Origin of the sequence: Microbacterium sp. AISO3 (assembly GCF_002204305.1) — a bacterium.
GTDB lineage: Bacteria > Actinomycetota > Actinomycetes > Actinomycetales > Microbacteriaceae > Microbacterium > Microbacterium arborescens.
Genome location: NZ_NHRF01000001.1, coordinates 389,438 through 413,048 on the forward strand (window position 1 = coordinate 389,438; position 23,611 = coordinate 413,048).

General features: G+C 69.4%; 21 protein-coding genes and 1 pseudogene. 20 read left to right on the top strand and 2 right to left on the bottom strand.

What is annotated here, in order from left to right:
• Positions 1–120 precede the first annotated feature (120 nt).
• Positions 121–1,005: a hypothetical protein gene (locus CBF90_RS18165; RefSeq protein WP_141097113.1), complete on the top strand. Its 885-nt coding sequence runs from the start codon at positions 121–123 to the stop codon at positions 1,003–1,005.
• On the top strand, positions 1,002–1,349 hold the full coding sequence (locus tag CBF90_RS01815) for a GntR family transcriptional regulator (RefSeq protein WP_083990461.1): 348 nt from the start codon (positions 1,002–1,004) through the stop codon (positions 1,347–1,349). The genes CBF90_RS18165 and CBF90_RS01815 overlap by 4 nt, the downstream gene beginning before the upstream one ends.
• A 513-nt stretch (positions 1,350–1,862) precedes the next feature.
• Here CBF90_RS01815 and CBF90_RS01825 read toward each other — a convergent pair.
• A pseudogene (locus tag CBF90_RS01825) lies at positions 1,863–2,009 on the bottom strand (hypothetical protein); the annotation flags it as partial.
• Between the two features lie 469 nt (positions 2,010–2,478).
• Here CBF90_RS01825 and CBF90_RS01830 point away from each other — a divergent pair.
• The 10 genes from CBF90_RS01830 to CBF90_RS01875 all read left to right on the top strand — a co-directional run bounded on the left by CBF90_RS01830 (position 2,479) and on the right by CBF90_RS01875 (position 14,155).
• On the top strand, positions 2,479–3,528 hold the full coding sequence (locus CBF90_RS01830) for a LacI family DNA-binding transcriptional regulator (RefSeq protein WP_088379749.1): 1,050 nt from the start codon (positions 2,479–2,481) through the stop codon (positions 3,526–3,528).
• On the top strand, positions 3,525–4,469 hold the full coding sequence (locus tag CBF90_RS01835) for a carbohydrate ABC transporter permease (RefSeq protein ID WP_088379750.1): 945 nt from the start codon (positions 3,525–3,527) through the stop codon (positions 4,467–4,469). The genes CBF90_RS01830 and CBF90_RS01835 overlap by 4 nt, the downstream gene beginning before the upstream one ends.
• Positions 4,466–5,305, top strand: a complete 840-nt coding sequence (locus tag CBF90_RS01840) for a carbohydrate ABC transporter permease (RefSeq protein ID WP_023953487.1) — start codon at positions 4,466–4,468, stop codon at positions 5,303–5,305. Before CBF90_RS01835 ends, CBF90_RS01840 begins: the two co-directional genes overlap by 4 nt.
• Positions 5,306–5,348: 43 nt before the next feature.
• Positions 5,349–6,638 carry an ABC transporter substrate-binding protein gene (locus CBF90_RS01845; RefSeq protein ID WP_088379751.1) on the top strand — a complete coding sequence of 430 codons (1,290 nt, stop codon included), beginning with the start codon at positions 5,349–5,351 and terminating at the stop codon, positions 6,636–6,638.
• 67 nt (positions 6,639–6,705) lie between these two features.
• Positions 6,706–7,875: an ADP-ribosylglycohydrolase family protein gene (locus CBF90_RS01850; RefSeq protein ID WP_088379752.1), complete on the top strand. Its 1,170-nt coding sequence runs from the start codon at positions 6,706–6,708 to the stop codon at positions 7,873–7,875.
• Positions 7,872–9,242, top strand: coding sequence for an ADP-ribosylglycohydrolase family protein (locus CBF90_RS01855; protein WP_088379753.1), 1,371 nt, complete (start codon positions 7,872–7,874; stop codon positions 9,240–9,242). The genes CBF90_RS01850 and CBF90_RS01855 overlap by 4 nt, the downstream gene beginning before the upstream one ends.
• Positions 9,239–10,171: a ribokinase gene (locus CBF90_RS01860; protein ID WP_088379754.1), complete on the top strand. Its 933-nt coding sequence runs from the start codon at positions 9,239–9,241 to the stop codon at positions 10,169–10,171. Before CBF90_RS01855 ends, CBF90_RS01860 begins: the two co-directional genes overlap by 4 nt.
• A complete protein-coding gene (locus CBF90_RS01865; protein WP_088379755.1) occupies positions 10,168–12,132 on the top strand; it encodes an SUMF1/EgtB/PvdO family nonheme iron enzyme in 1,965 nt (654 codons plus the stop codon). Before CBF90_RS01860 ends, CBF90_RS01865 begins: the two co-directional genes overlap by 4 nt.
• Positions 12,129–13,316: a CaiB/BaiF CoA-transferase family protein gene (locus CBF90_RS01870; RefSeq protein ID WP_172407766.1), complete on the top strand. Its 1,188-nt coding sequence runs from the start codon at positions 12,129–12,131 to the stop codon at positions 13,314–13,316. Before CBF90_RS01865 ends, CBF90_RS01870 begins: the two co-directional genes overlap by 4 nt.
• Complete coding sequence (locus tag CBF90_RS01875) at positions 13,313–14,155, top strand: CoA ester lyase (RefSeq protein ID WP_088379756.1); 843 nt, start codon at positions 13,313–13,315, stop codon at positions 14,153–14,155. The genes CBF90_RS01870 and CBF90_RS01875 overlap by 4 nt, the downstream gene beginning before the upstream one ends.
• A gap of 105 nt (positions 14,156–14,260) precedes the next feature.
• Here the strand turns inward: CBF90_RS01875 and CBF90_RS01880 are convergent, their stop codons facing one another.
• The gene (locus tag CBF90_RS01880; protein WP_071918861.1) at positions 14,261–15,253 is read right to left on the bottom strand and encodes a LacI family DNA-binding transcriptional regulator; all 993 of its coding nucleotides are present in this window, start codon (positions 15,251–15,253) and stop codon (positions 14,261–14,263) included.
• A 133-nt stretch (positions 15,254–15,386) separates the two neighbouring features.
• Between CBF90_RS01880 and CBF90_RS01885 the strand changes: the two genes are divergently transcribed.
• From CBF90_RS01885 to CBF90_RS01920, 8 genes are all read left to right on the top strand, one after another.
• Entirely contained in the window at positions 15,387–17,270 is a 1,884-nt protein-coding gene (locus CBF90_RS01885) for a glycoside hydrolase family 2 protein (RefSeq protein ID WP_088379757.1), read from the top strand.
• A 70-nt stretch (positions 17,271–17,340) separates the two neighbouring features.
• On the top strand, positions 17,341–18,651 hold the full coding sequence (locus CBF90_RS01890) for an ABC transporter substrate-binding protein (RefSeq protein WP_023953503.1): 1,311 nt from the start codon (positions 17,341–17,343) through the stop codon (positions 18,649–18,651).
• 61 nt (positions 18,652–18,712) lie between these two features.
• On the top strand, positions 18,713–19,651 hold the full coding sequence (locus tag CBF90_RS01895; protein WP_023953505.1) for a carbohydrate ABC transporter permease: 939 nt from the start codon (positions 18,713–18,715) through the stop codon (positions 19,649–19,651).
• Positions 19,648–20,571, top strand: coding sequence for a carbohydrate ABC transporter permease (locus CBF90_RS01900; RefSeq protein ID WP_023953506.1), 924 nt, complete (start codon positions 19,648–19,650; stop codon positions 20,569–20,571). Before CBF90_RS01895 ends, CBF90_RS01900 begins: the two co-directional genes overlap by 4 nt.
• The gene (locus CBF90_RS01905) at positions 20,568–21,191 is read left to right on the top strand and encodes a hypothetical protein (RefSeq protein WP_088379758.1); all 624 of its coding nucleotides are present in this window, start codon (positions 20,568–20,570) and stop codon (positions 21,189–21,191) included. The genes CBF90_RS01900 and CBF90_RS01905 overlap by 4 nt, the downstream gene beginning before the upstream one ends.
• Before the next feature lie 27 nt (positions 21,192–21,218).
• Positions 21,219–22,013 (top strand): SDR family NAD(P)-dependent oxidoreductase, encoded by a 795-nt coding sequence (locus CBF90_RS01910; protein WP_088379759.1) that lies wholly within the window; start codon positions 21,219–21,221, stop codon positions 22,011–22,013.
• Positions 22,010–22,747, top strand: a complete 738-nt coding sequence (locus CBF90_RS01915; protein WP_088379760.1) for an SDR family oxidoreductase — start codon at positions 22,010–22,012, stop codon at positions 22,745–22,747. The genes CBF90_RS01910 and CBF90_RS01915 overlap by 4 nt, the downstream gene beginning before the upstream one ends.
• A 191-nt stretch (positions 22,748–22,938) precedes the next feature.
• Complete coding sequence (locus CBF90_RS01920; protein ID WP_064955313.1) at positions 22,939–23,505, top strand: helix-turn-helix domain-containing protein; 567 nt, start codon at positions 22,939–22,941, stop codon at positions 23,503–23,505.
• The last annotated feature ends 106 nt before the right edge of the window (positions 23,506–23,611 follow it).

Genomic DNA, 23,611 nt, shown 5'->3' on the forward strand with positions numbered 1-23,611 from the left:
TCGACGGGTGTGCCGACAGCTCGACCGCGACAGCCGATCAATCTCGAGTCTGAAGCTCGCCGGAGTTATTGTTCTAAGCAGCTAGTACACTTTGTACGGCATGCCTAGTACACTGAAGCCATGGATTGGCTCATCTTCATCCGGCTCTGGCTCCCCTGGATCCTGGCGGCCCTGCTGGTGAGCGTGCTCGTAGCCGGATCCCGTCGATCTGGACCACACAAGCCCACGGCGGCGTCACGCGTAGATAGCGTCATCGCAGTGGCGGCGTTGGCACTGGTTGCGCTGTGGATGGGCGCGATGGCCGCGCATCGCGGATTGTCGGACGCACTATGGGAAGCACGATTCGGCTATCCGATCATGTGCGGAGTCGTCGCCGTAGTCGTCTTGCTTGTCTCCTACCGAGGCGCCTCACCTGGTGCAACCGTCGACCTCACTCCGAGGCATGTGTGGACCTTCGCCCCACGTAGTGCGTTCATCGGTCTTGGCGCAGCTCTCACGCTGATGGTCGTGCTTGCCCTTACCGCCGGCGGTGTCTCGGAGCCCGATGAGGCGGGCGCGTACCGCGTTTTCAATGTGTCGTTCGGCGAGGCGACGACGCGGGTTGAGATCTACGGTTGGCACTACTCGGTGCCAGCGCTTGCCCTTGCTCTTTTCATGGTCGCCGGACTATATGTCTACATGCGCCGCATCGCTCGACCAGCCTGGGGATCTGACCGAGACGCAGATCAAACCGCTAGATTCGGTCGGGGTCGGAACGCCGTTCTTATCGCCAGCGGCGCCCTGCTGCTACATCTTGGTTTCGTCTTCCAGTCGCTTAGCGCCACTTCATCTGTACGGGTCGAAATTGAGGGGGATACCAACCTCTCGACGGGGACTACGTTCGCTGCGCTGGCCGAAGCTCTCGCGTTCATGGGGCTGGCAGCTACCACAGCCGGGCTAGCTTGCTGGATGTACGTGGCCGTAAGGGGCATGTTAGTTACGAGCCGACCGGCCGCGCAGCCATGAGAATCGGGATCACCTCAGGCGAAGGATCGCCGTCCGAGCAGATTCGAAGTCAGATCCGTGGCCTCATCGTCTCAGGCCAGCTTGCAGCCGGAGAATCACTGCCCACGGTCCGTCAGCTGGCACGCGACCTTGCTGTATCACCAGCCACAGTCGCGAAGGCCTATCGCACTCTAGAGGGAGAGGGGCTCATCGAAACCCGTGTCGGTTCGGGGACTCGTGTCTCTGAAGCCGCACCCGCACCGCCGATCGTGGTAGTCAAAGCAGCTCGTAACCTCATCGCGGCAAGCAAAAGAAGCGATATTTCGTTGGACGACGCAATACGTATTGTTCGCGCTTCATGGTGACATAGACGAGGTTGCGGCGGTGCCCTGAAACGACACCGCCGCAACACAGGGTCGCTAATTCCGGAATGGTGCAATTGCGCCGCCCTGGACGATCTATAGAATTGCCCACGGCTGCGCGACGTACGTCGTCGGGTGGGATGCCGTAGGTGCGTTGAGCTCGCGCCGATCGCAGCTCCTCGCCGGTGGCCGCGCCCGACGACTCGCGCCGCATCGCCGTGCCGGCGAAGGTCACAATGTCCTCGGGGGCTTTGAACGGCCCACGATCAGGGCAGCGCCGCTTGCGAGCCGGCGACGGACTGAGTGGCAAGTCATAGTCCGAGGCCCGCCGACCGGGCAGTTTCGGACATCGATGCGGCGATATCGCCGGAGTCGCTGTTCGTCGATGTGGGCTGGGCGAACTCGTCGACGAACACCACATCGGGTGTCTTTGCCTCTGCGGGTGAGCCTCGCGCTCAGGTAACGACGGCGGTCGACGAGCATCAGGTCACCCACGGTGGCCTGGGTTCGGTCGGAGGTGCCGGCGATCGGCGGGTCGCCGTCGCTGCGACGCACCGATCGGGCCTGCCCGGTGATCATCGACTCGTCCATGCTGGCCGAGCCCTGCACGATGCGCCCATCCGCGGGAACGCGTCCGCCGGGGCGCACCACCACGACATCCCCGCGAGGATCAGTATGATCCGGAACGACTGCCGGAACTGGCCCACATGATCGCCGTGTCCGACGTGATCGTGGCTCATCGTCGCGTGGTCATGTGCCGTGGTGAGCGCATCGCCGTGGTCTCGTCCGCGGCGTGATGGCTGTGTTCGTCGCGCTGTCCTATCGGAACCGCCTGGCCGGATGCGCCCCAGCGTTCGCGTCATTCGGGCCGCGGTCAGTGCGAGCGGGCGTCGCGTGCCCCTCGGGTTACGTAGGACGCGTCGTCGTGGTCCCCGTATACCCCCCCAGGGCTATAGATCTCCGGGCTGTTCCCATCCCCGTGCCAGCGTTCTCTCCCGCGGCGCGAGCCGGCCGCGACCTCAGGCTCGGATCCAGGGTCTGATGGTCCGAATGCTTGACAGGCGAGGGTCGGGGGTGAGAACGTTTACAACGTCCAGCGTTGGAAACGTTTACAACCGCTCGAGGGAGAGCCATGGTCCGCGTCACGATCACGCAGGTCGCCGCCCGCGCCGGCGTCTCCGTCGCGAGTGCGTCGCGAGCGCTGAACGGACTCGTCGCGAGTCCCGAGACCGCGGCGAAGGTCCGGGATGCTGCGCGTGAACTCGGCTACGTCGCCGATGCCACGGCGCAATCGCTGAAGCGGGGCCGCACGTTGCAGCTGGGCTTCGCCGTCGCCGACATCGGCAACCCGGTCTACGTCGAGATGATGGCCGCGGTTGAACAGGTGGTCTCCGCATCCGGATACCGCCTGCTGCTGTCGTCGACCGGCACGTCGTCGTCTTCGGTGGATGTCGTCCGCGACCTCGGTCGCGGCTATGTCGACGGGCTGATCCTGTCGCCCCTGCGCGTCACCGATCAGCTGCTCACCGCACTCGCCGCCGCTCCGATCCCGTTCGTCGTCCTCGGCCGGCTGCCCGCCTCGGCCGACTTCGACACCGTGCGCGCCGACTCTCCGACGGCGATGCGGCTCGTCGTCGACCACCTCGTCGCCCACGGGCGTCGCGACATCGCGTTCATCAACGGCCCGACCGACACCACCCCGGGCGTCATGCGCCGCGACGGTTTCATCGCGGCGGTGGACCGGTACGACGACCTGCGGACGCGGCACGTCGACGCCGCCGACTTCACGATCGCCGCGGGCTACGACGGGGCGCTCCCGCTTCTCGACCGGCCCGACCGGCCGACAGCGGTGGTCGCGGCGAACGACCTGATCGGCGTCGGAGTCCTGCGTGCCGCCGAAGACCTCGGCCTGCGGGTCCCGGCCGATCTCGCCGTCACCGGCCTCGACAACACCGAGCTCGCCGAGGTCGTCCGCCCCGGGCTCACGAGCGTCGACCTCGGCGCCAAGGAGCGCGGTCGCGCCGCTGCCGAGATGCTCCTCGCCCGGATCGCCGACGACACCCGGCCGGCCCGCACCGTCACGGTTCCGCCCGCGCTGGTCGTGCGCGGGTCGACGTCGGCGTCCGTCCCCGCGGCGCTCCAGCGCCCCGAGCCCATCGATGAGGAGAGGGCACACGGATGACCGCGCTCGCAGAGACGAAGACGTCCTCGCGCCCACCCCGCGTCCGGCAGATCGGACCGCGCGCCCGCGCGCAGCGCAAAGAGGCGATCGCCCTCGTCGCCCCCGCGCTCCTGCCGATCATCATCTTCTCGGTCATCCCGCTCGTCAGCGGAGTGCTCCTCGGATTCACGGATGCCACGCTCGCGCGCAACGCCGAGATCTCGTTCATCGGGCTCGACAACTTCATCGAGCTCGCCGGCGACCGTCGGTTCTGGCAGTCGTTCGGCATCGGCATCGTGTGGGCGGGGTCGGTCGCCCTCCTCACCCTGGTGAGCGCGATGGGCCTTGCTCTGCTGCTCAACAGCAACCTGCGGCTGAAGGGCCTGACCCGCGTTCTCGCACTCATCCCCTGGGCGATGCCGCCGGTAGTCATCGCGATCGTCTGGCGGATGATCTACAACCCCAACTCGGGCCCGCTCAACGGCGTGCTCGGCTGGCTCGGCATCCCGGGAGTGAACTGGCTCGGCGACTTCTCGACCGCTCTCCCGGCCGTGATCGTCGTCGGCGTCTGGGCAGGCATCCCGCAGACGACCGTGCTGCTCCTCGCGGGCATGCAGTCGATCGCCCCCGAGCAGCACGAGGCTGCGGCCGTCGATGGCGCGGGAGTCGTCCGCCGGTTCTGGCACGTCACGCTGCCCGCCTTGCGGCCCGTCATCATCGCGGTCACCGCGCTCGACTTCATCTGGCAGTTCAACTCGTTCGGGCTGATCTACGTGCTGACCGAGGGCGGCCCGGGCGGCCGCACGATGATCCCGCCGCTGTTCACCTACCTCGAGGCGTTCCGCAACCGCGAGATCGGGTACGCGTCGGCGATGGGCAACGTCCTCGTCGTCGCGATCCTGGTGATCCTCTCGCTGTACCTGATCAACCAGTTCCGGCAGAACAAGGGGGCCCGCAAGTGACCACCAAGCGCCCCCTGTACGCGACCGTCCTGATGTACCTGGCGCTCGCGGGCTACCTGATCTTCCTGGGCTTTCCGCTGCTGTGGCTGCTGTCGGCGTCGTTCAAGTCGACACGCGAGCTGAACTCGCTCGCGGTGAACCTCATCCCGCAGCAGTGGGACTTCGGCAACTACATCGCCGCGCTCGAGCGGCAGAACCTCATCACCGCGGCCGGCAACTCGGTGCTCGTCTCGATCGTCACGATGATCGTCGCGGTGCTGCTGTCGATGCCGATGGCCTACGCGCTCGCCCGGCTGAAGGGCCGGCTGCGCGCGGCCGGCACGGTGTGGATCCTCGTGAGCCAGGTGTTCCCGACGATCCTCATCATCATCCCGCTGTTCCTCGTGCTGCGGAGCCTGCAGCTGAACGACACCCTCTTCGGCCTCATCCTCGTCTACGTCACCTTCACGATGCCGTTCACGCTCTGGATGCTGCAGGGGTACGTCGCGGCGATCCCACCGGAGCTCGAGGAAGCGGCCGAGATGGACGGCGCCGGCCGGTTCACGATCCTTCGCACCGTGATCCTGCCTCTGCTGATGCCGGGCCTGGTCGCCACGGCTATGTTCACCTTCGTCTCGGCCTGGAACGAGTTCTTCCTCGCGCTCGTACTCATCCAGAGCCCGGAGCTGTACACGCTGCCCATCGCGCTGCGCTCGTTCCTCGGCGCCGAGGGGCAGACCCAGCTGGGGCCGCTGGCCGCCGGCGCCATCCTCGCCACGATCCCGTCGCTCATCATCTTCGGGATCCTGCAGAAGAAGCTCACCGGCGGCATGCTCGCCGGTGCCGTCAAGGGCTGACCTCCCCGTGACGACGAAACCCGAAAACCAGAAAGGCCACACCATGAGAAGAATCCGCGGCATCGGCGCCGTCGCATTCGTGGGCATCGCAGCCGTCGCGCTCGCAGGATGCCAGCAGGGCAGCGCGAACGACAGCGGGGGAGACGGCGACGTCGTCACCCTCCAGTTCCAGTCGCTCTCGGACCAGCCCGCGACTCAGGCAGCCATCAGCGAGATCGTCGACGCCTGGAACGCCGAGCACGACGACGTCCAGGTCAAGATCATCCAGGCCGGCTGGGACGGCACCTACGACAAGCTGATCACCCAGTTCTCGGGCGGCACCGCGCCCGACATCATCCACTTCGAGGCGAGCTCGATCGTGTCGTTCGCGGCCGACGGCTACCTCGCCGACCTGACCGACCTCATCGACCCCGAGCTGAAGTCGGACATCTCCGACGGCATCTGGGAGTCGGTGACCCACGACGGTCAGATCGTCGCGTACCCCTCGACGCTCCAGTCGTACATGGCGTTCGCGAACGCCGACCTGCTGGCCGAGGCCGGGGTCGAGGTACCCACGGGCGACACGATGACCTGGGATCAGCTCCAGGAGATCGCGAAGGCGACGACGACGGCAGACCACTACGGCCTCGGCTGGGGTCTCGGTTCGCCCACCGCGACGATGATGAGCCTGTCGATGGGCTTCGACGGCGGCTACTTCGACGGCGAGGGCGACGACGTGACGATCGAGGTCGGCGACGACGAGCTCGCCGTGCCCGAGCGCATCCACGAGATGGCCTACACCGACCGGTCGATCGACCCGACCTCGCTCACGCAGTCGGGTTCGGACGTGCTCCCGTCGTTCTACGGCGGCAAGGTCGCGTTGACGGTGCAGGGCTCGTTCCAGGCGACCAACATCGCAGCGGACGCTCCCGAGGGCCTCAACTGGGTCGCGCTTCCGCCGCTCGAAGGATCGGCCGGTGCCATCCAGGCCGCGAACCCGCAGACGTACTCGGTGAACATCGACTCGGAGCACGTGGAGGAGTCGGCGGAGTTCCTGAACTTCTTCATGGACGGCGAGAACCTCGCGAAGATCGCCTACGCCGATGCGCTCATCCCCTCGTCGGGTGCCGCGCGCACGCAGGTCGCCGAGCTCGCCGGCGACGACGCTGCCTGGAAGCAGGTGCTGGCGTCGGGCGAGGGCCTGGAAGGTCCGCCGTTCCTGAAGGTGTCGAAGTACACCGAGTGGAAGGACACGATCGCGACGCCGGCGTTCCAGCAGTACCTGGCGAACCAGATCGACCGCGACCAGCTCGCCGCGCAGCTCAGCGACGGCTGGACCGACGTCGCCGGTTGACGATCCGCGGGGGCGGGTCGATCCGATCCGCCCCCGCCTCACACGCTCGAACGAAGAGAGGGACGTAATGGACGTGTTGCACGATCGGGTGGCAGCAGTACTGGCGGGAGCCGCCGTGGGCGATGCGCTCGGCGGTGCGACGGAGGGCTGGACCCCGGAGCAGATCGAGGAGCGGCACGGCGGACGTGTCGAGGGGATCGTCGGTCCCTTCCTGCCCGACTGGCGCACGGCTCGCCCCATCGCGCCGTACCACAAGGGCGACGGACACGTCACAGACGACACCCTCATGACCCACGCGCTCATCGAGGTGTACGCCAAGCAGCGCCGGCACCTCGACGCGTACGACGTCGCGAGCGACCTCGTGCCCCTCATGATGGGCGAGCGCCGCTGGATCCCTGAGCTCGAAGACGAAGCGCTCATCCTGCAGCGCGTGTTCCTCGCCGAGAAGTGGCTCGTCATGAAGCTGCACTACGGCCACGCCGACCCCCGTGAGGCGGGCGTCGGCAACGTCGTCAACTGCGGCGCGACGATGTACATGGCCCCCGTCGGCCTCGTGCACATCGGCGACCCGCGCGGCGCGTATGCCGAGGCCGTCGACATCACCGGCGCGCACCAATGGTCGTACGGTCGCGAGGCCGCTGGCGTGTTCGCGGCCGCCGTCGCCGCATCCGCCACTCCGGGAGCAACGGTCGACGATGTTCGACGGGCGGTGATGGATGTCGCGCACGACGGCACCGCCGCCGCCATCCGCGCCGTGTTCGAGGCCGTCGACGCCTTCCGCGCCGCCGGCGGATCCGACGATCCGCGTGAGCTCGGTCGCATCATCCGCGACGCGGTGCGGCCCTTCGACACCGTGGGCGAGGCCTACCGGTCACCGGCCATGGACGCGCGTCTTCCCTCGCGGACGAAGGCCATCGAGGAGCTCCCCGTCGCGCTCGGCTTCGTCGTCGCCCACGACGGCGACCTGCGTGCCGCCGTGCTGGACGCGGTGAACTACGGCCGCGACGCCGACTCGATCGCCACGATGGCGGGCGCGATCTGCGGTGGGCTCCACGGCAGCGCCGCCGTTCCCGAGGAGTGGGTGCGCGAGGTCGTGACCGCGAGCCGCCTCGACCTCGATGGCGTCGTCACCACGATGGTCGAGGTCGTGCGCGACGTCGCCCGTGCCGATGCCGAGCGGGCTGCCGCGCGTGCAGAGTCGCTGACGTCTTTGCTGTCGGTGGGGGCAGAGGCGTGAGACTGACGTGGGCTCAGCCCGAAGACCTGGTGCCGGCGGAACTCGCGGCGCTGCGCGAGCAGGGGGTGCCCGACGACGAGCTGTCGGCGATCGAACGGCGCTGGGCGGATGCCGGCGGAGCGACGGTCCTCGCTCCCTCCGGAGCCAGCGCGACACCGGCATCCGCCGAACTGCGCGCGGCGGCGCGTCGCGTGCTCGATGAGTTGCAGGCACTGCAGCGCCCGAGCGCTGACGAACCCGATGAGTGGGAAGCGATCGAAGCACTGCTTCCCGCACAACCCGAGCCGAGCGCTGACCGCGGCGCTGCGTTCGACCGCGTACACGGCGCGTGGCTGGGCCGATCGGCGGGGTGCCTGCTCGGCAAGCCGGTCGAGAAGATCCCGCGCGAAGGCATCGAGCAGATCGCGCGTGCCACGGGGAACTGGCCGATCAGCGGCTACTTCACCGCGCGCGGCCTGCCCGCCGATGTCGCGGAGCGCTGGCCCTGGAACCGCCGCTCCGCCCCGACCTCGCTCGTCGAGAACATCGCCGGGATGCCCGAGGACGATGACCTGAACTTCCCGCTCCTCGCCCTCGACCTGCTCGAGCGGCACGGCTCCGCGCTGACGACCGATGATGTCGCCGAGGCCTGGCTCGCGGCCCTGCCGGCGGGGCGGGTGTTCACCGCCGAACGCGCTGCGTACCGCAACATCCTCGACGCCCGGCCGGTGCCCGAGACCGCGACCCACCGCAACCCGTTCCGCGAGTGGATCGGCGCCCTCATCCGCGCCGACGTGCACGGGTGGGCGCACCCCGGCGATGTCCGGGCCGCGGCCCACTCGGCGTGGATCGATGCGCGGCTCAGCCACACCCGCAACGGCCTGTACGGCGCCATGTGGGCGGCCGCTCTCTGCGCGGCATCCCTCGTCGCCGACTCGACGGATGCCGTGCTGGATGCCGCCGACACCGTCGTGCCGCCCGCCTCCCGCCTGGCCGCGGCCGTACGGTTCGGACGCGAGACCGGCCGAGCGCTCGCCACGCGCGAGCTCACGACGGCGGGTGCGCTCGACGCCCTGCACGGCGAGTTCGCCGGGATGCACTGGGTGCACACGCTGAACAACGCCGCGCTCACCGCCTGTGCGCTGCAGGCCCACGATCGCGACTTCGGTGCCGCCGTCGCGCTCGCCGTCGCCGGCGGCTGGGACACCGACTCGGTCGGCGCCACGGTCGGCTCGGTGCTCGGCGGCCTGCTCGGAGCGGACGGCGTCGGGCCTGCCTGGACCGCGCCGCTGAACGACAGCATCGCGACCTCGATGCCCGGCGGACCGCAGCGATCGATCCGCGAGCTCGCCGAGCGGACGGTCGCGCTCGCGGAGGGAACCTCGTGAGCGTCGTCGTCGTCGGCAGCATCAACCAGGACGTCGTCGCCCGCGTCGCCCGCATCCCCGCTCCCGGCGAGACGCTGCTCGCATCGTCGCTCGTCCGGACCGGCGGGGGGAAGGGTGCGAACCAGGCCGTCGCCGCCCGGCGTGCCGGGGGAGCGGAGGTCGCCTTCGTGGGCGCGGTGGGAACGGATGCCGTGGGCGAGGCGCTGCGCACGGCGCTCGAGGCCGACGGCATCGACGTCTCGGGAGTGGTGCAGGTCGACGAGGTGACCGGAACAGCGCTCATCTCGGTCGATGCATCGGGCGAGAACGCCATCGTCGTCGCCGCCGGCGCCAACGCCGCGCGCGATTCCCTGAGCGACGCGCAACGCGCCGTCGTCGCCTCAGCCTCGGTTCTGCTCACGCAGCTCGAGATTCCGGTGGCTCTGGTACGCGACGCCGCAGCGACCCGGGGCGAGGGAGCCTGGCACGTGCTGAACGCTGCGCCGTCCGCACCCTTCGCCGCCCGCCGCGACGAACTGCTCGCGGCCACCGACGTGCTGGTCGTGAACGAGCACGAGGCCCTCGAGGCGGCGGGCGTCGGAGACCTCGACGAGGCCATCGCCGACCTCGCCCGCACGGTGCGCGGACTCGTCGTCACGCTCGGTTCTCGCGGCTGCCTGGTCGTCTGCGGTGACGAGCGCACCGAGGTGCCGGCCCATGTCGTGACGCCGGTCGACACGACGGGCGCCGGCGACACCTTCTGCGGTGTGCTGGCCGCCGCGCTCGCCGCCTCCGGACGCCGCCCCGACGCCGTCGATCTCCGTCTGCTCGCGGATGCCGCGCGCGCCGGTGCTGCGGCATCCGCCCTTGCCGTCACGCGCCCCGGTGCGCAGGACGCGGTGCCCACAGCCGACGAGGTCGCCGCCTTCCGGAAGGAGAACCGACCGTGAGCGGTGGATTCGATCCCCTGGTCCCGCGCGAGATCGACCGCCCGACGCCGGTGCCGCTCGATGCCGACGTGCGCTCGGGCGACGCCGCGGTCGTGCTCGACGACGCGAAGATCTTCGTCGCGCCGACGGATCCGGCCGACCTCGGTGCATGGCGTGCCCAGCTGACGACGTGGCGCGAAGGCGCTCGCGAACGGCACGGCGTGCCGACCCGCTACGAACAGCCCGAGTCCGCGTGGGCGAGCCGGTGCTTCACGGTCGCCCAGGTCTGGCTCTGGGACGAGCTGTTCTTCGACTTCGACGAGCAGCGCTTCACGCCGGAACGCTTCATCGCCGACGCGCAGCGCCGGTTCGGCGGTCTCGACGGGATCGTGCTGTGGCACGCCTACCCCGTCATCGGCATCGACGACCGCAACCAGTGGGACTTCTACGCCGTGCCGGGGCTCGTCGAAGCCGCCGAGGCGCTGCGCGCTGCCGGTGTGGCCGTGTTCGTCGACTACAACCCGTGGGACGTCGGCACGCGGCGCTCGGGAGGCGACGCCGCGGAGCTCGCCGCGACGGTGCGGCGCCTCGGCGCAGACGGCGTCTTCCTCGACACGCTGCGGAAGGCCGACCCCGATCTCGTCGCGGCCCTGGACGCTGCGCGCCCGGGCATCGGCTTGGAGGGCGAGTCGAAGCTCGCGACCGAGCGCATCGCCGACCACACCCTGTCGTGGGCGCAGTGGTTCGCCGACTCGGAGGTGCCCGGCGTGCTGCGCGCCCGGTGGTTCGAGCGCCGACACATGCAGCACCACATCCGCCGGTGGCACCGCGACCACGCAGAAGAGCTGCGCTCGGCATGGCTCAACGGCGTCGGCGTGATGGTGTGGGAGGTCGTCTTCGGCGTCTGGGTCGGGTGGAGCGACCGCGACGCCGCGACCCTTCGACGGATGCTGCCCGTGCAGCGCGGCATGCACCGCTGGCTGGTCGAGGGGGAGTGGACGCCTCTTGCCGTGCACGACGCGCCGGTATTCGGGTCGGCGTTCGAGCTCGACGGGGTGACGCTGCTGTGCCTCGTCAACACGTCGGGCGCCGACGTCGAGTTCGAGCTCGAGTCGGGGGGCCGGTGGGTGCCGCTGCACGAGCCCGGCGATCGGGTGTCGTCGGTGACGGTGCCGGCCGGTGGCGTCGCCGCCGCAGTCCGAATGGCCGGGGATGCCGCGGACACGGCGGACGCCGACGTGCCGCCGGTCGTCGCGGAGGTAAAGGCCGCGCTGCGCGATGAGCCGCCGGTGGCGGACGGGTCGTTCCCGCACCGCCGAGCTCGGCGCCTCACCGCTCCGGCGTGGGCCGGGCCGATGCGCGACACCGGCGTGCGGGATGAGGTCCAGACAGTGACCGTGACGCCCGGAACGCACCTGCTCACGGTGCGGTTCCGTGCGCGCGAGACCGGGATGTACGAGGGCGCACCCTACGTCGACGAGTGGAAGCCGCTGCCGCCCCGCCTGCACGATCAGCGGACGCTCGAACGCATCGTCGAGGTGCGGCATCCCGTGCGCGTCGGGGCGGCCGAGGTGACCGAGGCCGAGTACGCGCGGTTCCTCGACGCGATCGGCGAAGACGCGGAGGCCCGTGACCCCGAGCGTCCGGCGACGCGGGTGACCTTCGCGCGGGCCCGGGAGTACGCCGCATGGGTCGGCGGACGTCTCCCCACCGAGGACGAGTGGCAGCTCGCGGCATCCGATCCGTCGTTCCGGCGGCGCACGCCGGAGGTGTGGAACTGGACCGAGTCGGAGCACTCCGACGGCCGCACCCGCTTCGTCATGCTCAAGGGCGGCAGCGCCCACCGCAGCGAGGGCTCGGACTGGTACTTCGACGGCGGCGTGCAGACGCCGGAGTTCTCGGCCAAGCTTCTCCTGCCGGGACTCGGCCAGGACGCGTCGCCCTCGATCGGATTCCGCGTCTGCTGGGAGGACCGCTCGTGACCCCGCTCGACGGACTGCGCGTCATCGACGCCTCGACCCTCTTCGCCGGCCCGATGGCGGCGATGCACCTCGGCGACATGGGAGCCGAGGTCGTCAAGGTCGAGCATCCGACCAAGCCCGACCCGGCACGTGGTCACGGTCCGAGCAAGGACGGCCAGAACCTGTGGTGGAAGACGCTCGGCCGCAACAAACGGACCGTCGCGATCGACCTGCACACCGCCGACGGGCGCGAGGCGTTCCTGCGCCTGGCCCGCACCGCGGACGTCGTCGTCGAGAACTTCCGCCCCGGAACCCTCGAGCGCTGGGGACTCGGGTACGACGAGCTGTCTGCCGAGAATCCCGGCCTCGTACTCGCCCGCGTCACCGGATTCGGGCAGATCGGGCCGTACCGCAGTCGCCCCGGATTCGGCACGCTCGCCGAGGCGATGAGCGGGTTCGCCGCCGCGACGGGCGAGCCCGACGGGCCGCCGACCCTTCCGCCGTTCGGCCTCGCCGACGGCATCGCTTCACTCGCGACCGCCTACGCGATCATGACCGCGCTGCACGCCCGCGACCGCGACGGCCGCGGGCAGGAGGTGGATGTCGCGATCATCGAGCCGATCCTCGCGATGCTCGGCCCGCAGATCACGCGCTGGGATCAGCTCGCGACCGTGCAGCCCCGCACCGGCAATCGATCGGCGAACAACGCGCCGCGCAATACGTATCGCACGGCCGACGGTTCGTGGGTCGCCGTGTCGACGAGCGCGCAGTCGATCGCCGAACGGGTCGTGACCCTCGTCGGCCGTCCCGACCTCGCCGCCGAGCCGTGGTTCGCCAGCGGGTCGAGCCGGGCCCAGCACGCCGACGAGCTCGACGAGGCCGTCGGCAGCTGGATCGCGCAGCGCACGCGCGACGAGGTGATCGGGGCGTTCGAAGCGGCGCAGGCCGCCGTCGCCCCGGTGTACGACCCCTCCGACATCGTCGCGGACCCGCAGTTCCAGGCGTTGGGCACGGTCCACCGCATCCACGACCCCGATCTCGGCGAGATGGCGATGCAGGGACCGCTGTTCCGGATGTCGCGCGACGAGTCGACGATCGCGTTCACCGGTCGGGCTCACGGCGCCGACACCGCCGAGGTGCTCGCCTCGCTCGGCTACACCGACGACGACATCGCCCGCATGCGTGCCGAGGGATCGGTCGCATGACCCGCCCGATCGTGGTCGCGTTGTATGCGCCCGCCGACCGCCCCGAGCGCTTCGAGAAGGCGCTGGATGCCGGAGCGGATGCCGTCATCGTCGACCTCGAGGACGCCGTGGCACCCTCGCGCAAGGCATCGGCGCGGGCTGCGCTCGCCGACTTCACCGCGGCGTGGGCGTCGCGAGGGGCTGCCGCGCCGGCAGTGCAGGTCAGGGTGAACGCTCGGGGCGCACGGACGCACGACGAGGACGTCGCTGCTGTCGCGGATCTGCCCGCGGTGTTCGGCATCCGCCTTCCGAAGACGCAGTCGGCGGATGACGTCGCGGCGGTCCGAGCCGCCGCACCCGGGCGCGAGATCCATGCCCTGCTCGAGTCGGCGCTCGCGATCGAGCGGGCGTTCGAGATCACGCAGGCCGGGGTCGCGTCGGTCGCGGTGGGCGAGGCCGACCTGCGCGCGGAGATCGGCGTGCCCGCCGGGCGTGAGGGGGAGCCCGGGCTCGCGTGGTCGCGCGCGCGGGTCGTGAACGCCGTGGCGGCGGCCGGTCTGCCGCTGCCGCTCATGGCGGTGTGGGCGGACGTCGCCGACCTCGAGGGCCTGGAGGCGAGCTGCCGGGTCGGTCGTGCGCTCGGCTACGCGGGGCGGACGGCCATCCATCCGCGGCAGATCGAGGTGATCCGGCGGGTCTTCACCCCCGACGCCGACGAGGTGGAGCGCGCGCGGCGCATCGTCGAGCGGGTGCGCACGGCGGCCGCCGACGGCACGGGCGCGTTCGTGCTCGACGACGGCACCTTCATCGACATCGCGATGGTCAAGGCTGCGCAACGCATCCTCGCCGCCGCGCCCTGACCCTCGCTGCATCCGCCGGGCCCCCTGCATCCTTCGCATCCGAGGTCCCGGTTGGGCCGGTTACCGAGCCGGAATTCCCGGCCGAAGTGGGACCTCGGTGGGGGATCAGCGGGTGATCACGCGGTACGGCACTTGATGGTGCACGCCGGCCTGCGTGGTCGCGTCGCTCAGGATGTCGAGGATCGACGCCGCCGCCTGCTCGACACCGTGGTCGACGGTCGAGAACGCGGGGATGTGGAAGCGCCCCTCTTCGATGTCGTCGAAGCCCATGACCTGCACGCGGTCCGGCACGGAGATGCCGTGGGTGCCGAGGGTGTACAGCGCGCCGAGGGCGAGGCTGTCGCTGAAGCAGAACAACGCATCGACATCGGTTCCGCTCGCGAGAAGGCGTGCGACTGCCGTCGATCCTTCGGCGCGGTTGAACTGATCGACCGAGGCGTACAGCGCCGGGTCGTCGGCGATGCCCGCTGCGGCCAGCGCTCGCCGGTACCCCTCGAATCGGAGTCGAGAGGTGGCAGTGGGCCCGGCTTCCTGCACGCCTACCGCGGCGATGCGACGTCGCCCCTGCTCGATGAGCTGCGTGGTGGCTGCTGCCGCCGCCGAGACGTTGTCGATGCCGACGTGATGCACCGAAGGGTTCACGAGCTCTTCGGCCTGCTCTCCGATCAGCACGAGCGGAGGAACGCTCGGCCGGTCGCGCACATCGTCGGCGGTCAGGGCTAGCGGACTCATCACGATCCCGTCGAGCGCGGGGAAGCCCTCGCCGGCCATCATCGCCAGCTCCGCGGCACGGGCGCCGCCCGTCTGCGCGATGAGAACCGTCAATGACCGGGTCTGCGCGGTGGTGACGAACTGCGACGCGAACTCGGCGAAGTAGGGCTCTCGCAGATCGGGGAGGACGAGCGCGATCAGTCCGCTGCGCCCGTTCCGCAGTTGCCGTGCGGCGAGGTTCGGTCGGTACCCCAGCTCGTCGATCGCAGCGAGGATGCGCCGTCGCATCTCGTCGCCGACCCATCCCGTTCCGTTCACGACGTTGGAGACGGACTTCGCGCTCACGCCGACACGAGCGGCGACGTCGGCGAGTGTGACGCGGGTCATGCAGGCTCCTGTCGAGCAGTTCCTAGGGTCGCTGTTGACTCTAGTTCAGCGTGGAACTATCGTGTAGTTCAACGTGGGACGGAAAGCGGTTTCCATCCCGTCTGCGGGCGGGTCAGTGACAACGCCGGCATCGATGCCGGCAGAGGGAGTCAATGCAGTGGAGCAGGATGCCGGTCGAGAGCCCGACACGGTGCGTGCGAGCACGCTCGAACCGGCGCGGCCGCGTCCGCAGCTCGTGCGCGACTCGTTCCTCCTGCTCGACGGGGAGTGGGGGTTCGCTCACGACGATGACGACCGAGGCGTCGCCGAGCGGTGGTTCGACGGCCGTGACCTGGCCGGCAGCATCCTCGTGCCTTTCCCGCCCGAGTCGCCGGCCTCGGGCGTCGGCGAGACGGGGTTCCATCCGATCGTCTGGTACCGCCGGACGCTGACCGACGCCGACCTCGCCGCCGCCGGACACCGGTCGGAGCAGCGTGCGATTGTGCGCTTCGGTGCCGTCGACTATCGGGCCACCGTCTGGGTGGACGGGCAGATGGTCGGCAGCCACGAGGGCGGCCACACCCCCTTCGCCGTCGACATCACCGACGCGCTCGACGGTGACGCTCGCGAGCATGTCATCGTCGTGCGCGCCGAGGACGACCCGCACGACCTCGCGCAGCCTCGAGGGAAGCAGGACTGGGAGGAACAGCCCCACTCGATCTGGTACCACCGCACGACGGGGATCTGGCAGTCGGTGTGGCTCGAGTCCGTCGCGCCGCAGCACATCACCGCGCTCAACTGGACCAACGACCTCACCGACGGCACGGTGACCCTCGAGCTCCGACTGAGCCGGCCCGGTCGCGCGAGCGCGAGCGTCCGCATCGCGCACGAAGGTCGGGAGCTCGCCGCCGCGACCATGCGGACGAGCGGCACGAGGGCGACGTTGACGATCGCCCTGGACGGACAGCGAAACGGTCAGAACTACGAACGCCTGCTCTGGAGCCCAGACCGGCCCACCCTGCTCGACGCCTGGATCGAACTGACGGATGACGGTGGCCGAACGGATGCCGTCGCGAGCTACCTCGGTCTGCGCAGCGTCTCCTGGAGCGACGGCGCGCTGCTGCTCAACGACCGCCCGGTGACGCTGCGGTCGGTTCTCAGTCAGGGGTACTGGCCCGAGTCTCACCTCGCGGCCCCCTCGCCCGACGCACTGCGACGCGAGGCCGAGTTGATCGCCGAGCTCGGCTTCAACTCGGTGCGCGTGCACCAGAAGGTCGAGGACGACCGGTTCCTGTACTGGGCGGACCGGCTCGGACTCCTGGTGTGGGGCGAGATGGCCGCGACGTACACGTTCGACGAGCGAGCCGTGCAGCGGACGACCGCGGAGTGGACGGAAGCCGTGCTCCGCGACCGGGCGCACCCCAGCATCATCACGTGGGTGCCGCTCAACGAGAGCTGGGGCGTGCAGCACATCGCCTCGCGCTCGGATCAGCGGGCTTTCGCCGAAGCGCTGTTCCACCTGACGAAGGCGCTCGACCCCACCAGGCCCGTCATCTCCAACGACGGGTGGGAGCTCGGTACCTCCGACCTGTGGACCCTGCACGACTACGAGGCGGACGGCGGCATCCTCGCCCGCCGCTACGACGTCGACGCGGTCGAGCTGCGCAAGCTCGTCTCGGGCATCGGCCCGGCCGGTCGCCGCGTGCGTCTGCCCGGAACGGCCGACAGCGGACAGCCGGTCATGCTGACCGAGTTCGGCGGGGTGAAGTGGGCGGCTGATGCGAGCCCGGATGATTCCTGGGGCTACTCCGAAGCGCGCGGCGCCGAGGAGTACGGCCGGATGGTCGCGGCGATCCTCCGCGCGGTGCAGTCGGGCACGCGAGGCTTCACCGGCCGACCCGACGGGCTCGCCGGCTGGTGCTGGACGCAGCTCACCGACACCATGCAGGAGCGGAACGGCCTGCTCACCGAAGCCCGGAAACCCAAGCTGCCCGTCGAGACGATCCGCTCACTCGTCCAGGGAACCGACACCGACTGACCTCGGCCGGCTCTCGACCGGCCACCGCCATCGACACCCCGGGCCCATGCCCGCTCAATGAGGAGGAATCATGATCAAGAGACTGCCCGCATCGCTCGCCTTCGTCGGAGCCGCAGCACTTCTGCTCGCCGGCTGCGGCACGGGAAGCGGCTCGAACGCCGCCCCCGAGGAGATCACCTTCGACGACCAGACCGCAGCGAAGATCAGCTTCTCGTGGTGGGGGAACGAAGACCGTGCCGCCCGTTTCGAAGAGGTCGTGGCGCTCTTCAACGAGCAGTACCCGAACGTCGAGGTGGTGCGCAACTTCAACGCCTGGGGCGACTACTGGACTGCGCGCAACACCGAGGCGGCGGGAAAGTCGCTTCCCGACGTGGTGATGATGGATGCCGGCTACCTCGGCGAATACGCCAGCAAGGGTCTGCTCGCCGATCTCTCGCCCTACCGCGACTCACTGCTCCCGCTCGACGGCGTCAACGATCAGGTGCTGGGATCGGGAACCGTCGACGACGAACTCGTCGGCGTCCCGCTGGGCACGAACGCCTGGTCGATGATGTACAACAAGGACATCCTCGACTCGTTCGGCATCGACTATCCGACCGACGACATGACCTGGGACGAGTTCAACGACTTCGTCCTCGAGGTCAACGCGGCGGGAGCGTCATCCGAACCCCGGATCTACGGGGCGGAGGACTACACGGGCGGCCTCCCGAACTTCATCTACCACCTCATGCAGGACGGCAACCCGGTCTTCGAGGAGAACGGTGCGCCCGCGTTCGACGAGAACGATGTGATCGAGTACCTCGACTCTGCCGCCGACCTCCGCGACGACGGCGACTTCTACCCCGTCGAGCGCAGCGTCGCCCTCTCGCCCAGCGGGGGCTTCCTCGCCGGTGAGACGGCGATCTGGTTCAACTTCTCGACGACGGTGCTGCAGGGCATGACGGATGCCGGCACCGAGAACATCGGCATGGTGCAGCCGCCGCTCGAGAAGGGCCAGGACGAGCATGTGCTCGCGCCCAAGCCGAGCATGCTGCTGAGCGTGGCGAAGAACTCCGACCAGCAGCAGGCCGCTGCTGCCTTCGTGAACTTCCTCACCACCTCGCCCGAGGTCGCGACGATCTTCGGTACGTCGCTCGGCACACCGCCGACGGAGGCTGGACGTGATGCGATCGATCAGACCGCAGCCGACACCGTCAACCTCGACTACCTCGCATCCATCGACGATGAGCTGACGGCGAGCTACCCGATCCTCCCCGCGGGCTACGGCACCATCGAGGCCAAGTGGGGAGAGCTGCACGAGCAGCTGAGGTACGGCGACCTGACCACGAAGCAGTTCGCGCAGGAGCTGTTCTCGGAGATCTCGTTGGTGCTCGGCTCCTGACCGCTCCGCACGACCCTGCCGTACGGCCGAGACGCCGGTTCGCAGGAGAAAGGAACAAGCCATGACTGCTGCAGCCGTCGTCCCGGTTCGTGCGGGCTCGACCGTGCGGGCTCGACGCGAGACGCGTGCCGGCTATCTCTTCCTGAGCCCGTGGCTCATCGGGTTCTTCGCCCTGACCGCGGGGCCGATGGTCGCCTCGCTCGTGCTGTCGTTCACCGACTACAACCTGTTCAACGATCCCGAGTTCATCGGCGTGGACAACTACACGCGCATGTTCTCCGACCCGAACTTCCTGCAGGCGGTCAAGGTCACCGGGATCTACGTGCTGGTCGGTACGCCGCTGAAGCTCGTTGCCGCGCTCGGTGTGGCGCTGCTGCTGAACGCACCGCGCCGGGGCCAGGGGTTCTACCGGTCGGCGTTCTACCTGCCCTCGCTGATCGGCGGCAGCGTCTCGATCGCGATCGTGTGGAAGGCGATGTTCATCGACGACGGCATCGTCGCGCAGATCGGCTCGTTCTTCGGCGGGCCACCCGCCTCGGAGGGCGGATGGGTGGGCGACCCGGCGCGCACGCTGCCGCTGCTCATCCTGCTGACGGTGTGGCAGTTCGGCGCGCCGATGGTGATCTTCCTCGCGGGGTTGAAGCAGGTGCCGCCCGAGCTGTACGAGGCGGCCTCCGTCGACGGCGCCGGACCGGTGCGCCGGTTCCTCTCGATCACGATCCCGATGCTGTCGCCCGTGCTCTTCTTCAATCTGCTCCTCGAGACGATCCACGCCTTCCAGGTGTTCAACTCGGCCTACATCATCTCCAACGGCAGCGGTGGGCCGGCCGGGTCGACGCTCTTCTACACGCTCTACCTCTACCTGCGGGGATTCCGAGATTTCCAGATGGGCTACGCCTCGGCGATGGCCTGGGTGCTCGTGATCGCCGTCGGGCTGGTCACGCTCATGCTGTTCCGCACATCGCGGGCGTGGGTTCACTATGCGGGGGACGAACGATGACGAACACGATCACCCAGACCGAGCTCATCACGACCGACTCGTCGTCGCGGCGACGCGGCCGCGAGCACGCGGGAGGGCGGGGCTGGCGCACGCGGGGGAGCGCAGCGGTCTTCCACGTGCTCGCGATCGCCGTGCTCGTCGTCATCCTCTATCCGGCGGCGTGGATGGTGATGTCGTCGTTCAAGCCGGGCAACGAGATCATCGGCTCGGTGAGTCTCGTGCCGGAGAGCTTCTCCCTCGAGAACTACGCGACCGCCTTCGCCGGCATCGGGGGAGTCTCGTTCTGGACGTTCGTCGTGAACTCCCTCATCCTCGCGGTCGCCTCGGTCGTCGGGGTCGTGCTCTCGTGCTCGGTCACGGCGTACGCGTTCGCCCGCATCCGGTTCCGCGGCAGCAAGGTCTTCTTCCTGTGCATGATCGCGACGATGCTCCTGCCGTTCCACGTCGTGATCATTCCGCAGTACATCGTGTTCAATCAGCTCGACATGATCAACACCTACTGGCCGCTGCTGCTGGGGAAGTTCCTCGCGGCCGACGCCTTCTTCGTGTTCCTCATGATCCAGTTCATCCGGGGTCTGCCGCGCGATCTCGACGAGGCCGCGCGCATCGACGGCGCCGGCCATGCGCGCACCTTCACCGCCGTCATCCTGCCCCTCATGCGACCCGCGCTCGTCACGAGCTCGATCTTCGCGTTCATCTGGTCGTGGAACGACTTCTTCGGGCCGCTCCTGTACCTCAAGGATCCGGGCATGTACACGATGCCGCTGGCTCTGCGCCTTTACGTCGACCAGACCTCGACCAGCGACTACGGCGCACAGATGGCTATGGCGATCCTCGCCCTGGTGCCCGTGGTGCTGTTCTTCCTCGCCTTCCAGCGGTACCTGGTGGCGGGCGTCGCGACGGAGGGGCTCAAGGGATGACCTCCGCGCGCAGGACAGACGGATCGCCCGAGAGCCGCGCGGTCTTCGGCGGCTCGGGCGTCGCCGGGTTCGGCGAGATGTTCGTGGTCGGCATCGGGGTGACGCTCCTGTCGCTGCCGCTCGTGACCCTGGCTCCGGCCTTCGGCGCAGGGGTGCAGCACTTCCGCGCACACCTCGACGACGAGCCCGACTCGATCCGACTCTTCGCTCTGCGCGGCCTCCAGGCAGTGCGTTCGGGCTGGTGGTTCGGTGCGGCCTGCGCCGTGGTCATCGCGCTCCTCGCCCTGAACGCGGTCGGGGCGGCACAGGGGGCGCTTCCCGGCGGGACGGTCTTCGCGATCATCAGCGGCGGACTGGCGGTCGTGGTCGCCGTCGCGATGCTGCGAACCGCGGCGCTCTGGACGCCGGGTGCGCGGTGGATCGACCTCTGGCGGGAGGGGCGCGGCATTGTCGTCGACGACCCGATCGGAACATCGCTGGTGCTGGTGGGCCTCGGGGTGAGCGCGACCGTCGTATGGATGCTGCCGCCCCTCATCGTGATCGCGCCCGGGCTCGTCGTCGTGTCGCTCGTCGGTGCCGAACGCCGCCGCGCTGCGACATCATCGAGGAGAGCCGCGTAGGCGCGGCCCCGATCGGAGGAGAGCACGATGCAGTGGGATCTCGACGGCAAGGTCGTCGTCGTCACCGGAGCGGGTCGCGGCATCGGCCGCGCCATCGCCGAGACGTTCATGCGCGAGCGCGCCGTCGTCGTCGCGACGGACATCGCCGAAGATGCGGTGGCCTGGGCCGACGACGCACGCCGCGACGCGGAACTCGACGGTGCCTCGCTGGCGTGCGACGTGCGGTCGTCCGCTTCGGTGCGGCAGGCCGTGGATGCTGCGCTGAGCCGGTTCGGACGCGTCGACGTGCTGGTGAACAACGCCGGCATCCTGGGTGACGGGCTCATCGAGGACGCCGATGCCGAGACCTGGAACCGCGTCTTCGACGTCAACGTCACCGGCACGTTCCGCACCTGCCATGCGGTCATCCCCGCGATGAAGCGGCAGGGCGGGGGCCGCATCGTCAACGCGGCCTCGTTCGCGGCCATCGTCCCCAGTGTCGGCGGTGCGGCCTATGCGGCATCCAAGGCCGCTGTCGTCCAGTTCACCAGAACACTCGCGGGAGAACTGGGCCCCTGGGGGATCACCGCGAACGCGTACGCTCCGGGCATGATCCCCACCGACATGAACGGCTTCGCCGACAAGCCGCACGACGAGCAGCGTCGCCTGCTCGACACGCTCACGCTGCGGCGCTGGGGTGACCCGCGCGAGGTGGCGGACGCCGTCTGCTTCCTCGCGAGCGATGCCTCGCGCTACGTCACGGGCACGCTGCTCGATGTGAGCGGCGGCAAGTTCGCGACCCAGTTCCCCCAGCGCGCGTACGAGATGGCGGCCCGGGCATGACCTCCACCATCGCCTCCCAGCGACGCGTCGCATGGATCACCGGAGCCGGCAGCGGGATGGGCCGCGCCGCCGCGCTGGCCCTGGCCCCCGACCGGCGCCTCGCGCTCAGCGGACGGCGCCACGACGTGCTCGCCCAGACGGCGCGCGAGGTCGCGGATGCGGGCGGCGAGGCGATCGTGCTGCCGTTCGACGCCCGGGACACGGGCGCGGTGAGTGCGGCGCGTGACGAGATCCGTCATCGGTGGGGCCGCATCGACGAGCTCGTCCTCGCCGCCGGCCTCAACTCGCCGCGGCGGACGTGGGAGAACCAGTCGGTCAGCGAGGTCGAACAGGTCATCGACACGAACCTCCACGGCGTCATCCACGTGATCGACGCAGCGCTCCCGGACCTCCGGGCATCCGGTTCGGCCGTCGTCGTCGTGGTGTCGTCGATCGCAGCCTGGCGCTTCTCGCCCGTCGCGGGTGTCGCCTACAGCGCCAGCAAGCGCGCGCTCGCCGCTGTCTGCGAGACCTTGAACGCGCAGGAGGCTGCCGCCGGCATCCGCGCGTGCCACCTGTGCCCGGGCGACGTCGACACGGAGTTCTTGAGCCTCCGGCCCGAAGTGCCGGATGCGGACGCCCGCGAGCGGATGTTGACTCCCGACGACATCGGGCGAACGGTGCGCTTCATCATCGATGCGCCCCCGCACGTGCGTATCGACGAGCTGGTGATCAGCCCGGTCGCGCGGCCCTGAAGGCGCGAGGGTGCACGTCTGCACGGTGTCGGGGGCTCCGGACCGTGCAGGTGCGCGTCCTCGCTGCTGTATGTGGCGCCGGGAACTCGGTTACACACACGAAACACATCAGCAATTTCCGACGCGCTCGCCCGGTATACGCTCTGCTTACTGACACCGATCAGTGTGATTACCGACACCCCAGGAGAGCGATGGACGACGCGAATCTCGGCCCCCGCGTGCGGGAACTGCGCGCCCTGCGCAAGATGTCGACGCGCGAGCTCGCACGACGCGCATCGATCAGCGCCGGCTACGTGAGCCAGATCGAGAACGGCCAGGCCAACACGAGCCTGGACGTCGTCCGCCGGATCGCCGGGGCGTTCAGCATCCCGTGGACCGAGCTCTTCAGCGCTCAGCCCACCCTCGGCACGATGCTCCGCAAGGAGGAGCGCCCCATGCTGGCCGCGGGCAACGACGTGCGGCACTTCCGCATCACGCAGCCCCCGCTCGGCAACGTCGAGGTGCTCGTCTCGGAGTACGAGCCCGGCCACGGTGAGGGAAGCGACAGCTACACGCACGGCGATTCGCAGGAGGTGTGCGTCATCCTCCGCGGCGACTTCCGGTTCCGGCTCGGCGATCAGGAGTTCGAGCTCACCGCCGGCGACAGCATCGACTACCGCACCTCCACGCCGCACAGCATCGTCAACATCGGCGATGCGGTGGGCGAGGCCCTCTGGGTCGTGACGCCACCCTCGGAGAATCCGCCCCGGACGGACTGACCCCGTCCCTCAGCTCCCGGTGCCGTCCTGCTCCCGACGGACGGCACCGGTGTTCGGCCATGCCGAAAACGCCTGCGCGCAGGCATCGCACCACTGTCCCTGAGCT

Excerpts from the sequence above, each read along its gene's own strand:
- CBF90_RS01850 (WP_088379752.1), top strand. The coding sequence starts at position 6,706 with ATGGACGTGTTGCACGATCGGGTGGCAGCAGTACTGGCGGGAGCCGCC.
- CBF90_RS01905 (WP_088379758.1), top strand. The coding sequence starts at position 20,568 with ATGACCTCCGCGCGCAGGACAGACGGATCGCCCGAGAGCCGCGCGGTC.
- CBF90_RS18165 (WP_141097113.1), top strand. The coding sequence starts at position 121 with ATGGATTGGCTCATCTTCATCCGGCTCTGGCTCCCCTGGATCCTGGCG.
- CBF90_RS01815 (WP_083990461.1), top strand. The coding sequence starts at position 1,002 with ATGAGAATCGGGATCACCTCAGGCGAAGGATCGCCGTCCGAGCAGATT.
- CBF90_RS01880 (WP_071918861.1), bottom strand. The coding sequence starts at position 15,253 with ATGACCCGCGTCACACTCGCCGACGTCGCCGCTCGTGTCGGCGTGAGC.
- CBF90_RS01845 (WP_088379751.1), top strand. The coding sequence starts at position 5,349 with ATGAGAAGAATCCGCGGCATCGGCGCCGTCGCATTCGTGGGCATCGCA.
- CBF90_RS01830 (WP_088379749.1), top strand. The coding sequence starts at position 2,479 with ATGGTCCGCGTCACGATCACGCAGGTCGCCGCCCGCGCCGGCGTCTCC.
- CBF90_RS01890 (WP_023953503.1), top strand. The coding sequence starts at position 17,341 with ATGATCAAGAGACTGCCCGCATCGCTCGCCTTCGTCGGAGCCGCAGCA.
- CBF90_RS01885 (WP_088379757.1), top strand. The coding sequence starts at position 15,387 with ATGCCGGCAGAGGGAGTCAATGCAGTGGAGCAGGATGCCGGTCGAGAG.
- CBF90_RS01895 (WP_023953505.1), top strand. The coding sequence starts at position 18,713 with ATGACTGCTGCAGCCGTCGTCCCGGTTCGTGCGGGCTCGACCGTGCGG.
- CBF90_RS01900 (WP_023953506.1), top strand. The coding sequence starts at position 19,648 with ATGACGAACACGATCACCCAGACCGAGCTCATCACGACCGACTCGTCG.
- CBF90_RS01915 (WP_088379760.1), top strand. The coding sequence starts at position 22,010 with ATGACCTCCACCATCGCCTCCCAGCGACGCGTCGCATGGATCACCGGA.
- CBF90_RS01920 (WP_064955313.1), top strand. The coding sequence starts at position 22,939 with ATGGACGACGCGAATCTCGGCCCCCGCGTGCGGGAACTGCGCGCCCTG.
- CBF90_RS01910 (WP_088379759.1), top strand. The coding sequence starts at position 21,219 with ATGCAGTGGGATCTCGACGGCAAGGTCGTCGTCGTCACCGGAGCGGGT.
- CBF90_RS01835 (WP_088379750.1), top strand. The coding sequence starts at position 3,525 with ATGACCGCGCTCGCAGAGACGAAGACGTCCTCGCGCCCACCCCGCGTC.
- CBF90_RS01875 (WP_088379756.1), top strand. The coding sequence starts at position 13,313 with ATGACCCGCCCGATCGTGGTCGCGTTGTATGCGCCCGCCGACCGCCCC.